15 protein-coding genes are annotated in these 13,322 nt (G+C 68.9%); 5 read left to right on the top strand and 10 right to left on the bottom strand.

Features of this window, described 5'->3' with window-relative positions; genetic code table 11:
- The first annotated feature begins 19 nt into the window (after window positions 1-19).
- Window positions 20-502, top strand: coding sequence for an NUDIX domain-containing protein (locus tag ACT1U9_RS15420; protein ID WP_444538853.1), 483 nt, complete (start codon window positions 20-22; stop codon window positions 500-502).
- 17 nt (window positions 503-519) lie between these two features.
- On the opposite strand, the gene ACT1U9_RS15425 is transcribed toward ACT1U9_RS15420, so the two are convergent.
- Window positions 520-1,773, bottom strand: a complete 1,254-nt coding sequence (locus ACT1U9_RS15425) for a globin domain-containing protein (RefSeq protein ID WP_444539120.1) — start codon at window positions 1,771-1,773, stop codon at window positions 520-522.
- A 30-nt stretch (window positions 1,774-1,803) separates the two neighbouring features.
- Window positions 1,804-2,439, bottom strand: coding sequence for an HAD family hydrolase (locus ACT1U9_RS15430; protein WP_444538854.1), 636 nt, complete (start codon window positions 2,437-2,439; stop codon window positions 1,804-1,806).
- Window positions 2,440-2,659: 220 nt separating this feature from the next.
- Between ACT1U9_RS15430 and ACT1U9_RS15435 the strand changes: the two genes are divergently transcribed.
- Window positions 2,660-3,514: a GNAT family N-acetyltransferase gene (locus ACT1U9_RS15435; RefSeq protein ID WP_444538855.1), complete on the top strand. Its 855-nt coding sequence runs from the start codon at window positions 2,660-2,662 to the stop codon at window positions 3,512-3,514.
- Window positions 3,515-3,559: 45 nt separating this feature from the next.
- Here ACT1U9_RS15435 and ACT1U9_RS15440 read toward each other — a convergent pair whose 3' ends face one another.
- Both ACT1U9_RS15440 and ACT1U9_RS15445 read right to left on the bottom strand, forming a co-directional pair.
- Window positions 3,560-3,985: a GlcG/HbpS family heme-binding protein gene (locus ACT1U9_RS15440; protein WP_444538856.1), complete on the bottom strand. Its 426-nt coding sequence runs from the start codon at window positions 3,983-3,985 to the stop codon at window positions 3,560-3,562.
- A gap of 83 nt (window positions 3,986-4,068) precedes the next feature.
- Complete coding sequence (locus ACT1U9_RS15445; protein WP_444538857.1) at window positions 4,069-5,286, bottom strand: MFS transporter; 1,218 nt, start codon at window positions 5,284-5,286, stop codon at window positions 4,069-4,071.
- Between the two features lie 138 nt (window positions 5,287-5,424).
- On the opposite strand from ACT1U9_RS15445, the gene ACT1U9_RS15450 reads away from it, so the two are divergent.
- Together ACT1U9_RS15450 and ACT1U9_RS15455 are read left to right on the top strand one after the other, a co-directional pair.
- Window positions 5,425-5,883: a MarR family winged helix-turn-helix transcriptional regulator gene (locus ACT1U9_RS15450; protein WP_444538858.1), complete on the top strand. Its 459-nt coding sequence runs from the start codon at window positions 5,425-5,427 to the stop codon at window positions 5,881-5,883.
- Window positions 5,884-5,893: 10 nt separating this feature from the next.
- A complete protein-coding gene (locus ACT1U9_RS15455; RefSeq protein ID WP_444538859.1) occupies window positions 5,894-6,346 on the top strand; it encodes a GNAT family N-acetyltransferase in 453 nt (150 codons plus the stop codon).
- Window positions 6,347-6,414: 68 nt separating this feature from the next.
- Here the strand turns inward: ACT1U9_RS15455 and ACT1U9_RS15460 are convergent, their stop codons facing one another.
- Together ACT1U9_RS15460 and dnaB are read right to left on the bottom strand one after the other, a co-directional pair.
- Complete coding sequence (locus ACT1U9_RS15460; RefSeq protein ID WP_444539121.1) at window positions 6,415-7,794, bottom strand: serine hydrolase domain-containing protein; 1,380 nt, start codon at window positions 7,792-7,794, stop codon at window positions 6,415-6,417.
- A 126-nt stretch (window positions 7,795-7,920) separates the two neighbouring features.
- Window positions 7,921-9,408: a replicative DNA helicase gene (gene dnaB / locus ACT1U9_RS15465; protein ID WP_444538860.1), complete on the bottom strand. Its 1,488-nt coding sequence runs from the start codon at window positions 9,406-9,408 to the stop codon at window positions 7,921-7,923.
- Between the two features lie 423 nt (window positions 9,409-9,831).
- Between dnaB and ACT1U9_RS15470 the strand changes: the two genes are divergently transcribed.
- Complete coding sequence (locus ACT1U9_RS15470) at window positions 9,832-11,169, top strand: MATE family efflux transporter (RefSeq protein ID WP_444538861.1); 1,338 nt, start codon at window positions 9,832-9,834, stop codon at window positions 11,167-11,169.
- 211 nt (window positions 11,170-11,380) lie between these two features.
- Here ACT1U9_RS15470 and rplI read toward each other — a convergent pair whose 3' ends face one another.
- The 4 genes from rplI to rpsF form a co-directional block, all read right to left on the bottom strand.
- The gene (gene rplI / locus ACT1U9_RS15475; protein WP_444538862.1) at window positions 11,381-11,827 is read right to left on the bottom strand and encodes a 50S ribosomal protein L9; all 447 of its coding nucleotides are present in this window, start codon (window positions 11,825-11,827) and stop codon (window positions 11,381-11,383) included.
- A gap of 18 nt (window positions 11,828-11,845) precedes the next feature.
- Window positions 11,846-12,082, bottom strand: a complete 237-nt coding sequence (gene rpsR, locus ACT1U9_RS15480; protein WP_005315025.1) for a 30S ribosomal protein S18 — start codon at window positions 12,080-12,082, stop codon at window positions 11,846-11,848.
- Between the two features lie 43 nt (window positions 12,083-12,125).
- Window positions 12,126-12,713, bottom strand: a complete 588-nt coding sequence (locus ACT1U9_RS15485) for a single-stranded DNA-binding protein (protein ID WP_444538863.1) — start codon at window positions 12,711-12,713, stop codon at window positions 12,126-12,128.
- 75 nt (window positions 12,714-12,788) lie between these two features.
- A complete protein-coding gene (gene rpsF, locus ACT1U9_RS15490; RefSeq protein WP_067162183.1) occupies window positions 12,789-13,079 on the bottom strand; it encodes a 30S ribosomal protein S6 in 291 nt (96 codons plus the stop codon).
- Window positions 13,080-13,322 lie beyond the last annotated feature (243 nt).

Consider the following 13,322-nt stretch of genomic DNA (forward strand, 5'->3'; position numbering starts at 1 on the left):
CACGGGCCACATTCCTCCCATGACCGTCCGACCCGTGGTCAAGCGCACCGCACGAGCCGTCCTCCTGGACGGCGACGACCTGATCCTGATCAAGCGCACCAAGCCCGGCATGGATCCGTACTGGCTCACCCCCGGTGGCGGCGTCGAGCCGGAGGACTCCACCGTCGTCGAGGCCCTGCACCGCGAGGTGCACGAGGAACTCGGCGCGAAGATCACCGATGTGGTGCCCTGTTTCGTCGACACCGTCGAGCACATCGGCGCCGACGGCGGGGCCACCGGGGTGAAGGTGCAGCACTTCTTCGTCTGCCGGCTCGACTCCATGGACACCTCCCTGCGGCACGGCCCCGAAGTGGACGAGCCGTGCGGCGAGTACGAGATCGTACGGATCCCGTTCACCCGCGTCGGGATCGCCTCCGTCCACCTCGTACCGCTGTCGCTGCGGCACTACCTCGACGGCAACATCGAGGGCGTACGGGCGATGCACGCGCCCGACCTGGGCTGATCCGGGACCGCGCGGCCTCAGTCGTTGGCCGCGACGAGCTCCTCGACCGAGTCGTGCCGGATGCGGTTCGACGGGATCCCGATGTCCCGCAGGGTGGTCACCCCGCTGCGGATCAGGCCGGGCGGCCCCGACACGAAAGCGTCGTACGAATTCCACGGCCCGTACTCGCGCACCGCGTCGGGCAGCCGTCCGGTCAGTCCCCGGCTGGGGCTGTCGGAGATCACCGGCCGCACCGACAGCCAGGAGTGCGCCTGCTGGAGCCGCAGCAGAGTGTCGATGTCGTACAGGTCGTGGTTGCTGCGGGCGCCGTAGAAGACCTCGACCGGCCTGCGCTCGCCGTACCGGGCGACGTCCTCGACCAGCGCCTTGATGGGCGCTATGCCGGTGCCACCGCCCAGGCAGAGCATGCCGTTGTCGGTGCTGTGGTCGACGACCATCGACCCGGCGGGCGGCCCCAGGCGCAGGGTGTCTCCGGGCCGCGCGCGATGGACCAGGGCGCCGGAGACCCAGCCGGCCGGAACCGCCTTGACGTGCAGCGACAGCAGCCCGTCGGCACGCGGCGCCGAGGCCAGTGAGTAGTGCCGCCATATGCGCGGCCACCAGGGCGTCTCAAGGGTGGTGTACTGGCCCGCCAGAAAGGGGTACGGCTGGTCCGGGCGGAGCGTGACCACCGCGATGTCCGGGGTCCGCAGATCGTGCGAGACGACCTCCGCGTACCACCAGGCCGGTGCGCGCCGCTCGTCCTCGTCGGCCGCGTCGATCATGATCTGGGACATCGTCGTGTACGCGCGGATCCAGGCCTGCTGGGTCGCGTCGTCCCAGGTCTTCTCGGCATACCGGACCAGCGCGCCGATCAGCGCCTCGCCGACGGCCGGGTAATGCTCGGGCCGGGTCCCGTACTTGCGGTGGCCCCGGCCCAGTTGTCTCAGATATTCGGTGAGTGTGGCGGTGTTCTCCAGATGCTCGGCGGCCGTGAGCAGCGCCTTGAGCAACCGGTCGCGCTGGGCGTCCATGGCTGCGGGGAAAAGCGTGCGCAGCTCCGGATCGCCTATGAACAGCAGAGCGTAGAAGTACGACGTGACCTTGTCCGCTAACGGTGCGATCTCCGCGAGTGTGCGGCGTATCAGCACAGCGTCGGTCGACGTGGTGGTCGGAGCGTTCATTCCTTGTCTCGCCTCGAACCTCTGGCCGTAGGAACCGACGTCCGGGAGTCCCGTCCCTCCCGTAACGGAGCATGTCAGGTGGACGAGCCGGGCGGGGACAAATAGCAGGAATCCCGGGTATCCGAACCCGCTTTCCCGTTAGGCTCGTTTGACTTGTGCGAGCGCGTAGGCCTCTCGGAGGTCGCCGCCCGTGTACGTGTGGGTGGCGCGCCCGGCGAGATGGTGGTCCGCGTTCACGGCGACGGATACCGGCACCGCAGCGAAGAGTTCCACGTCCGACATGGAGTCCCCGTACGCGACGCAGTCCGCACGGCCGACGCCGAACTCGGCACGCAGCCGCTCCGCGACACCCACCTTCGCGGACGCGTTGAGGATCCCGGCCGGGTCCACGGGCCGGGTGAACGGCACCTCGGGGAAGACAGAGCCATGTGCCGCATGGGCTCCCCAGCCCAGCAGCCGCTCCACGAAGAACGACGGTGAGAGCGAGATGACGGCGCAGTAGTCGCCGCGCTCCCGGATGTCGCGCCATACGTCCTGGATCCCGATGAGCCAGGGCGCCGACGCGAAGGCCGCCGCCACATGGGCTTGGGTCAGCCCGGACCACAGGCCGTGCACCCGCACCGCGTACTCGGGCGGGCCGATCCTGCCCTGGGCCAGGTCCCGCTCCAGCTCGCCGATCTCGTCCAGCAGCCCGAGCTGCCGGGATATCTCGACAGGTGCGGCGGACCCCTTGATGAGGGTGCCGTCGAGGTCGAAGAGATGAAGTCTCGCCATGTACGCCGAGGCTAGTACCCGTGGTTACGGCCCACCGCCGGGCACCCCGGGCAGTGCCCGGAGACGTACACCCGCTCCATGTTTCACGTGAAACAACGCTCTCGGTCCCTGTTTCACGTGAAACATCCGCAGCACGGACTGACAGAGCGTGGCCGAAAGCAACGTCCCGTATACGCAAAACGGTGGACGCGGTAAGGGTTTATCGGACAGCCTGATCTCCATGCCCTCACCGCTCGCCGAGCTTCCGATCCGCCGTCTGACCATTGACGACCTCGTTTCCTGCGCCGACCTCTCCGAGAACCGCGGCTGGCCGCGCGAGGAGCACAAGTGGGGCCTGCTGCTCACTGCGGGAACCGGTTACGGAATCGACGACCCGGAAGGCAAGGGGCTGGTCACGGTCTGCGTGGTCACGTCCTACACGCCGGATCTGGCCGCCATCGGCATGGTCCTGGTGGCCGAGAAATTCGCCCGGCAGGGCGTGGGGCGACGGCTGATGCAGCACGTCCTGGCGGAGCTCGGGGACCAGCCGGTCACCCTGCACGCCACGCCGTTCGGGCAGCCGCTCTATGAACAGCTGGGCTTCGAGGTCACCGGCCGCGTGGAGATGGTCCGTGGCCACTTCCGCCCCTCCGGTCCGGCCCCCACCGTGGCCACCCGCCCCGCGACCGCCGACGATCTGAGCGCCATGCTGCGGCTGGACGCCGAGGTCTTCGGCCGCGACCGCACCCATGTGCTCACCCGGCTGCCCGCCTTCGCCGACCAGCTGCGGGTCGCCGAGGACTCGGGGGGCCTCATTGGTTACGCGGCGGCCTGGCCGAACATGGAGACCCATGTCGTGGGCCCGCTGGTCGCCCGGGACACGGAGACCGCGAAGGCCCTGGTCGCCTCGCTCGCGGCGGGCACGGACCGCCCGCTGCGTACCGACATCGACGTACGTCACGAGGAACTGCTCGACTGGCTGAAGGCAAACGGCCTGGAGCCGCTCGCCTTCAACGCGGTAATGACGCGCAACATCCCGGGTCTGCCCGGCGACTGGACCCGCCGCTTCGCTCCCCTGACGGTCGCGGCGGGCTAATCGGCGCCTTGGCTGAGGGCATCGCGCCGCTACGGAGGCCGGTCCTCAGCCGAGTCGGCGCACGGCCTCCGTGGCGAAGCCGTGGTCCTGGTCCGGGGCTCCGCCGCCCACGCCGACGGCCCCGATGAGCCGGCCGTCGCGGTGGACGGGGACACCGCCCGCGATGAAGAGCAGCGGCCTGTCGAGCGCGGTCGGCAGGGTGTGGAACAGCCCGCCCGGCTGCACCGCGTCGACGAGATCGGCGGTCGCGGCGTTCAGCTGAAGTGCGGTGTACGCCTTGCGGGTGCTGGTCTCGCCCGCGATCAGGACGGCACGGTCGTCCCGGCGAAAGGCGAGCAGATGGCCGCCCGCGTCCAGCACGGTGACAGCGACCGTGACTCCGGCGTCCTCGGCAGCGGCCCGTGCCGCCTCGATGAGCGCTTCGGCGTCCTGGGTGGTAAGCGGGGCGACGGCGATGGGGGTGACGGTCATGAGAGGTAACTCCTTGATGCGGTGGTGCAGTTAAGGCAGTAGGGCGGGTCGGGTTGTCGGCCGGTGGGGGTGTCGGCAGGCGGTCAGCGACGACCGGCGGGGACAGGCACCGGTTCAGGAACGGCGGCGCTTGCGACGACCCGGCCGCCCTCCTTCGCCGTACGCCGTTCCAAGCCGCTGGAGATGACCGCGAGGACGACCGCCGAGGCGGCGAGCGCGGCGCCGACCCAGTTCGGGGCGGTGTAGCCGAGACCGGCCGAGATCACGAGTCCGCCCAGCCAGGCGGAAAGTGCGTTGCCGAGGTTGAAGGCGCCGATGTTCATGGCGGAGGCGAGAGTGGGGGCACCCGCGGCCTGGTCGAGAACCCGCTTCTGCAGCGGCGGCACGGTGGCGAAACCGAGCGCGCCGATCAAGAAGACGGTGACGGCTGAGGCCGTCTTGTCATGCGCGGTGAGGGTGAACAGCGCCAGTACGACGGCGAGTCCGCTGAGCGAGACATAGAGCATCGGCATCAGGGCCCGGTCCGCGAACCGGCCGCCGATCAGGTTCCCGGCGACCATGCCGAGTCCGAACAGGACGAGCAGCCAGGTGACGGAGGAGTCGGCGTAGCCGGTGACGTGGGTCATCATCGGCGTCACGTAGGTGATCGCGGCGAAGACCCCGCCGAAGCCGAGCACGGTCATCGCCATCGCGAGCAGCACCTGCACATTGCGGAACGCGGCGATCTCGTGGCGCAGCCGGACGCCCTCGGCCTTCGGCATGTCGGGGACGAGCTTGGCGACGCCGAGCAGCCCGAGCACACCCAGCGCGGCCACGATGAAGAACGTCGTACGCCAGCCGATCTGCTGGCCGACGAGGGTGCCCAGGGGAACGCCGATCACATTGGCGACGGTCAGACCGGTGAACATCATCGCGATGGCTCCGGCCTTCTTCTGCGGGGCGACGAGGTCGGCCGCGACGACCGAGCCGATACCGAAGAACGCACCGTGCGCGAGGGAGGCGACGATCCGTCCGGCCAGCATGAGCCCGAAGACGGGGGCGACGGCGGAGAGCACATTGCCGACGATGAAGAAGCCCATCAGCAGCATCAGCATGCGCTTGCGGGAGATCTTGGTGCCGAGCACGGTCATCAGCGGGGCGCCGAGCACGACACCCAGCGCGTATCCGGTGACCAGGTAACCCGCGGTGGGGATGGTGACACCGAAGGTGTCGGCAACCTCGGGGAGCAACCCCATGATCACGAATTCGGTGGTGCCGATCCCGAACGCCCCGATGGCGAGGGCTAGGAGCGCGAGTGGCATGGACTCACCTTTCCAGGAGATTGCACGAGCGCCTTACGAGCGTTCACAATAATTGCAGACGCGGGTTAATCGCAAGCGCGGGCTATTGCACTCGTGGCCTATCCTGGTCTCAAGCCGCTCCGGACGGAGGACAGACGCATGACAGCGACGGACCCCGCGCTCACCGCCCTCTCCCAGGGCTGGTGCGCCCTCTCCCTGCTGCACGGGAGGATCGAGGCCCATATCGAGCGGGCCCTGCAGTCCGGGCACCGGCTGAGCGTGCGCGAGTACTCGCTCCTCGACGTCCTCAGCCGCCAGCACAGCGGCCCGGGCGGCCATCTGCAGATGAAGCAGGTCGCGGACGCGGTCGTCCTGAGCCAGTCCGCCACGACCCGCCTGGTCACCCGCCTGGAGGACCGCGGTCTGCTCACGCGGTACCTCTGCGACACCGACCGGCGCGGCATCTACACCGATGTCACGGAGTCCGGTCAGGAACTGCTCTCCGCGGCCCGGCCCACCAACGACAGCGCGTTGCGCGAGGCACTGGACGAGGCCGCGCGGAACCCGGAGCTCGCCCCGCTGGTCCGAGCCGTCGAGGAACTCCGCGTCCCGGCGTAGTCTCCGGGTCATGAGCGATCTTGCGATACGGCCGGCGCAGCAGCAGGACATCCCGACGATCGTGGCGATGCTCGCGGACGACCCACTGGGTGCCCGACGCGAGTCGCCGGACGACCTCACCCCGTATCTCTCCGCCTTCGAGCGGCTGGCCAAAGACCCCAACCAGCACGTGGTTGTCGCCGTACGGGGCGAACGGGTCGTCGGCACGCTCCAGTTGACGGTCGTCCCGGGCCTGTCCCGGCGGGGCGCCACCCGCTCGATCATCGAGGGCGTACGGATCCACGCCGACGAGCGCGGCAGCGGCCTCGGCACCCGGCTCATCGAGTGGGCGGTCGATGAATCCGGGCGCCAGGGCTGCCAGTTGGTCCAGCTGACATCGGACGCCACCCGGACCGACGCCCATCGCTTCTATGAGCGGCTGGGGTTCGAGGCGTCCCATCTGGGCTTCAAGAAATCCCTCTGAGGGCTCGGTGCCTGGCGCGCGACGGAAGCCGTTTCACGCGGCGGAGGACCCATGTTTCACGTGAAACATCACACCCCGCGCCAGCCCTCCGGGTCCACACCTCCCGGTACCGCGTCCCCCGGCCCGTACGGCTCGCGGGTGAAGGCGAACGAGCCGAGGTCGAGATGGCTCACCGTGCCATCAGGGCGGCGCATCGCCCGAAGGATCTCCCCCTGGTAGTAGCCGTTGAGCCCCACCCAGGTGCCATCGGCCAGCGCTTCGAACCGCGCCGCGCGACCGCTTCCGCGCAGCGGCTCCAGCGCCACTCCGCGGTCCTTGGTCAGGCGCAGGCCATAGGCGTAAGTGCCCCAGTACCAGGGGCCGGTGAGCTCCAGCAGCGTGTGGTCGACCTCGGGCAGGGGACTCCAGGGCTCGGGGAGCTTCGGCTCGGCCTCGACGACGATCCGTACGAGATCGGCGGCGACCGTGGCGGCGGGCGTGCCCGAGGTGGCGTTGACGAGCGTGACCGCGCCGACGCCGTCCTCCACGCTGATCCAGAGCCCGGCGACGAACCCGGGCAGCGAGCCGGTGTGCCCGGCAAGGGTGCGGCCGCCGTCCTGCCGGGCCAGCTGCACGCCGAGCCCGTAACCGCCCTGCCAGTCCCCCGGCTCGGGCGGCGCGGACGGCGTGCGCATCTCCCGTACGCCCGCGGCGCTCAGCACCCGGTCGTCGCCCTCGGAGAGGAAGACCGCGAAGCGGGAGAGGTCGGCCGCCGTCGACCACAGCTGACCGGCGGGCGCCATGATGCCCAGGTCCTCGGACGGCTCGGGGAGCAGCACATCGGCCCAGGGGTGCACGGCCCAGCCACCCGCATGCGGGGCGACAGGCTGCACGCTCGTCCGGTTCAGCCCCAGGGGCCCAAGCACCTCGGTGCGCAGCGCCTCTTCCCAGGACACCCCACGGACCGCCTCGACCAGCGAACCGAGCAGCGTGTAACCGGGGTTGGAGTAGTGGTGCAGCCTACCGACCGGATGCAGCAGCGGCTTGTCCCCCAGTACGTCCGAGAGCTCAGGCCGCAGCGACGCCGGACTCCGTTCCCACCAGGGGGCGGGCGTCTCGGCCGCCAACCCCGCACTGTGGCCCAGGAGTTGGGCGATGGTCACCTCACCCACCCCGGTGCCGGGCAGATGCTTCTCCAGCGGGTCGTTGAGGTCGAGCAGCCCCTCGTCGCGCAGCCTCATCACCAGAACGGCCGTGAAGGTCTTGGTGATCGAGCCGATGCGGTACTGGACGTCGGCGTCCGGCCCGTGCCCCTCGACCGAGGTGCGCGAGCCCGTCCAGACGATCCGGCCGTCCCGCACCACGGCGGCGACGACCGAAGGAGCCCTGCCCTCGGACTGGGCGGCGGCGATGCGGTGGATCAGGGCACGCTGCGTGCTGGGCAGCAGTTCATCGGGGGCCGTGGTCATGAGCGGGACGACCCGCGAGTGCGGTGATGAGGTCATGGCCCATGGTCTCTCCCCGCACCAGGGCGGCGTCGACCGGTTTTCTCCCTACACGCATGAGGCGCGTCGGGAGCCTCGGTTGGGGCCCGATCAGGTCTGCGCCATGTCCACGAAGCGCGAGTAGTGGCCCTGGAAGGCGACCGTGATCGTCGCCGTGGGGCCGTTACGGTGCTTGCCCACAATGATGTCCGCCTCGCCCGCCCGCGGTGACTCCTTCTCGTAGGCGTCCTCGCGGTGCAGCAGGATGACCATGTCGGCGTCCTGCTCGATGGAGCCGGACTCACGCAGGTCGGACACCATCGGCTTCTTGTCCGTGCGCTGCTCGGGACCACGGTTCAGCTGCGAGAGCGCGATCACCGGGACCTCCAGCTCCTTGGCCAGCAGCTTGAGGTTACGGGACATGTCCGAGACCTCCTGCTGACGGCTCTCGGAGCGCTTGGAACCACCGGACTGCATCAGCTGCAGATAGTCGATGATCACGAGCTTGATGTCGTTGCGCTGCTTGAGCCGACGGCACTTCGCACGGATCTCCATCATCGACAGGTTCGGGGAGTCGTCGATGTAGAGCGGCGCCTGCGAGACCTCGGGCATCCGGCGCGCGAGACGGGTCCAGTCCTCGTCCGTCATGGTGCCCGAACGCATGTGGTGCAGGGCCACGCGCGCCTCGGCCGACAGCAGACGCATCGCGATCTCGTTGCGCCCCATTTCGAGGGAGAAGATGACGCTGGCCAGGTTGTGCTTGATCGACGCGGCACGCGCGAAGTCCAGCGCGAGCGTGGACTTACCCATGGCGGGACGAGCCGCGATGACGATCATCTGGCCCGGGTGCAGACCGTTGGTCAGCGAGTCGAGGTCCGTGAAGCCGGTGGGGACACCGGTCATCTCGCCGCTGCGGGAGCCGATCGCCTCGATCTCGTCGAGCGCTCCCTCCATGATGTCGCCGAGCGGCAGATAGTCCTCGCTGGTGCGCTGCTCGGTGACGGCGTAGATCTCGGCCTGGGCGGAGTTGACGATCTCGTCGACGTCGCCGTCCGCCGCGTATCCCATCTGCGTGATCTTGGTACCCGCCTCGACGAGCCGGCGGAGCACGGCCCGCTCGTGGACGATCTCCGCGTAGTACGAGGCGTTGGCCGCGGTCGGCACCGACTGGACCAGCGTGTGCAGATACGAGGCGCCACCGACGCGGGTGATCTCGCCCCGCTTGACCAGTTCGGCCGCGACGGTGATCGGGTCGGCCGGCTCGCCCTTGGCGTAGAGGTCGAGGATCGCCGTGTAGACGGTCTCGTGGGCGGGCCGGTAGAAGTCATGGCCCTTGATGATCTCGACGACGTCGGCGATGGCGTCCTTGGACAGCAGCATGCCGCCGAGGACGGACTGCTCCGCGTCGATGTCCTGCGGGGGAACCCGCTCGAAGCCGGACGAGCCACCGCCGTCCCAGGACTCGCTCTCGCTGCCCCGGTCGTGCTGGTCGTCGCGGCCGCGGCCCCGTCCGTCGGCGCGGCGGGGGCGGGAGACGGGCAGACGGTCACCCGGACCGCTGTCGGCCCAGGGGTCGTCCAAGGGCTCGGGAATGCTCACCGGGCCACCTCCTCCCGTCCGCTCCGCGGACCTAGCCGTGCCACTCTTTGTACGGCACGACACTGACAAAACGAGCGGCCCGACTCCGCTTCCGGCGCGTCGGGCGCCGGTCCACGTTAGGCCCGTCGGCACCGTCAGCCAATCTGGTTATCCACAGGCCATGTGGACGACCGACCAGATGCTGTGGAGAACCCCGCAGAACCTGTGCACGGACCGGGGGACAGCACTGTGGACAAAGTCATAGCACCCCCGAAGACACCACCCTGACCTGCGGTTTTTCCATCCACCGGCTGTGGGGGAGAAAAACTTTCCCGGCTGGCCCAAGATCACGACAAACGGCGCACGGCCGAGCCGCGCCCCACCCTTCAGGTAAGGATCCAAAGTCCATTGCATCTCTTACCTGTGGAAGATTAGATTGAGTCCATGACACAGGCCCCAGTGGCACCGAAGGACACCCGGCGCCGACACGACCGCGAGATCGTCTCCCTCGCCGTGCCCGCCTTCGGCGCGCTCGTCGCCGAACCGCTCTTCGTCATGGCCGACAGCGCGATCGTCGGCCACCTCGGCACCCCGCAACTGGCCGGTCTCGGTATCGCGGCGGCGCTCCTCACCACCGCCGTGAGCGTCTTCGTCTTCCTCGCCTACGCCACCACCGCCGCCGTCGCACGCCGTGTCGGCGCGGGAGATCTCCCGGCCGCCATCCGCCAGGGCATGGACGGCATCTGGCTCGCCCTGCTCCTCGGCGCCGCCGTCATCGCCGTCGTCCTGCCCGCCGCTCCTTGGTTCGTCGACGTCTTCGGCGCCTCGGACACGGCTGCCCCGTACGCCATCACCTATCTGCGCATCTCGGCGCTCGGCATCCCCGCCATGCTCGTCGTGCTCGCGGCCACCGGCGTCCTGCGCGGCCTCCAGGACACCAGAACCCCGCTGTATGTGGCCATCGGCGGATTCGCCATGAACGCCGCGCTCAATGTGGGACTCGTCTACGGTGCCGGACTCGGCATCGCCGGCTCGGCATGGGGCACCGTGATCGCCCAGTTCGCCATGGCCGCCGTCTACCTCTCGGTGGTCGTCCGAGGAGCCCGGCGCCACGGCGCCTCGCTGCGCCCGGACGCGGCGGGCATACGCGCCAGTGCCCAGGCCGGAGTGCCGCTGCTCATCCGTACGCTCTCGCTGCGCGCCGTCCTGATGATCGCGACCGCCGTGGCCGCCCGGCTCGGCGACGCCGACATCGCCGCCCATCAGATCATCCTGTCCCTGTGGAGCCTGATGGCCTTCGCCCTCGACGCGATCGCCATAGCCGGGCAGGCCATCATCGGCCGCTATCTCGGGGCGGAGGACACCGAAGGCGCACGGCAGGCGTGTCGCCGCATGGTGGAGTGGGGTATCGCCGCCGGAGTGGGGCTCGGTGTGCTGATCGCCGTCACCCGACCCCTGTTCATGCCGCTGTTCACCAGCGACCACACCGTCCAGGACGCGCTCGTGCCCGCCCTGCTGGTGGTGGCCCTCTCCCAGCCGCTCTCGGGCGTCGTCTTCGTGCTCGACGGCGTCCTGATGGGCGCGGGCGACGGCCCGTATCTCGCCCGGGCCATGCTGCTGACGCTCGCCGTCTTCGCCCCGGTGGCACTGCTGGTCCCGACGCTCGGCGGCGGACTCACCGCCCTGTGGTGGGCGATGACCCTGATGATGGCCGTCCGGATGCTGACGCTGTGGCTCCGTGCCCGCTCGGGACGCTGGCTGGTGACGGGTGCGACGCGCTGAACCGCGTACGTACAAAGATGGCCTCAGGGCACCCGCACGGCCACCGATGTTTCACGTGAAACATGGCGCCCAAAAGCGTCGCAAGGTCTTCGAAGCCGTCCGAAGCTTCAAGGCGTCGTGTTTCACGTGAAACATCGACCGTCGTACCCACAGCAAGAAGGGCCGCACCCCAGGGGGTGCGGCCCTTCTCATGCTCTACCGAGCGCAACGCTTAGGCGGAGACGACCTCGACGCCGACCTTCGCGGAGACCTCGGCGTGCAGACGCACGGACACCTGGTGCGCGCCCAGGGTCTTGATCGGCGAGCCGAGCTCGACGCGACGCTTGTCCACGTCCGGGCCACCGGCAGCCTTGATCGCCGCAGCGACGTCGGCCTGGGTGACGGAGCCGAAGAGACGGCCGGCGTCGCCGGAGCGAACAGCCAGACGGACCTTCGTGCCTTCGAGGCGGGCCTTGATCTCGTTGGCCTGCTCGATGGTGGCGATCTCGTGGATCTTGCGAGCACGACGGATCTGCTCGACGTCCTTCTCGCCGCCCTTGGTCCAGCGGATCGCGAAACCACGCGGGACCAGGTAGTTGCGAGCGTAACCGTCCTTGACGTCGACGACATCGCCGGCGGTGCCGAGGCCAGAGACCTCGTGGGTCAGGATGATCTTCATTAGTCGGTCACCCTTTCCTTATCGCGCGGTGGACGTGTAGGGCAGCAGCGCCATCTCACGGCTGTTCTTCACGGCCGTGGCGACGTCACGCTGGTGCTGCGTGCAGTTGCCGGTAACGCGGCGGGCACGGATCTTGCCACGGTCGGAAATGAACTTCCGCAGCATGTTCGTGTCCTTGTAGTCCACGTAAGCGGTCTTGTCCTTGCAGAAAGCGCAGACCTTCTTCTTAGGCTTGCGCACAGGCGGCTTCGCCATGGTGTTTCTCCTGTGTGATCAAGAAGTGGGGGTACGGGCTGCCCTAGAAGGGCGGCTCGTCCGAGTAGCCGCCGCCGGAGCCGCCGGAGCTTCCGCCCCAGCCGCCACCGCCGCCACCCTGCTGCTGGCCGCCGCCGGCCGGCGCGCTGGAGGCCCAGGGGTCGTCGGCGGGAGCGCCGCCGCCCTGCGGGCCACCGCTGGGGGCTCCGCCCCAGTTGCCGCCGCCCTGCTGCTGACCGCCGCCGTAGCCACCCTGGCCGCCTCGACCGGTGGTCTTGGTGACCTTGGCCGTGGCGTTCTTGAGGCTGGGGCCGACTTCCTCGACGTCCAGCTCGTAGACCGTGCGCTTGACGCCCTCGCGGTCCTCGTAGGACCGCTGCCTCAGCCGGCCCTGCACGATGACGCGCATGCCTCGCTGAAGCGACTCGGCGACGTTCTCCGCCGCCTGACGCCAGACCGAGCAGGTCAGGAACAGGCTCTCGCCGTCCTTCCACTCATTGGTCTGACGGTCGAAGGTGCGGGGAGTCGACGCGACACGGAACTTCGCGACGGCCGCACCGGACGGGGTGAAGCGCAGCTCGGGGTCGTCGACGAGATTGCCGACGACCGTGATGACGGTCTCGCCTGCCATGGGTGAACCTCTCGGCGGGGATTGCTGCTGGCTGCTGTGTTGCTACTCGGAACCCGATGACTTCTGAGCGGAAGCTCAGTGGGTCTCGGGACGGAGGACCTTGGTCCGGAGGACCGACTCGTTCAGGTTCATCTGACGGTCGAGCTCCTTGACGACCGCAGGCTCGGCCTGGAGGTCGATGACCGTGTAGATGCCCTCGGGCTTCTTCTTGATCTCGTAGGAGAGACGACGACGGCCCCAGGTGTCGACCTTCTCGACCTTTCCGTTGCCCTCACGGACGACGGAGAGGAAGTTCTCGATCAGGGGGGAGACAGCGCGCTCCTCCAGATCGGGGTCGAGGATGACCATCACCTCGTAGTGACGCATGTGGAACCCACCTCCTTTGGACTCAGCGGCCACGGTCGTTCCGTGGCAGGAGGGTCGTGATGCGTACGCAACGGTATCCGCGACCACTGACAATCCCGCTCTCAAGAGGGGGACCGCGTACTGGCCAGGGCAGACACCGGTGCAGACCGTACAGAGTACCCGCACATCCGCTTCCGGTTGAAATCCGGCGGTCAGGGGGCAGAATCTGTACACATCGGGTGTGCGCGGCGCTACCCTTCGCCG

Source organism: Streptomyces sp. BR1, from assembly GCF_052373795.1.
Lineage (GTDB): Bacteria > Actinomycetota > Actinomycetes > Streptomycetales > Streptomycetaceae > Streptomyces.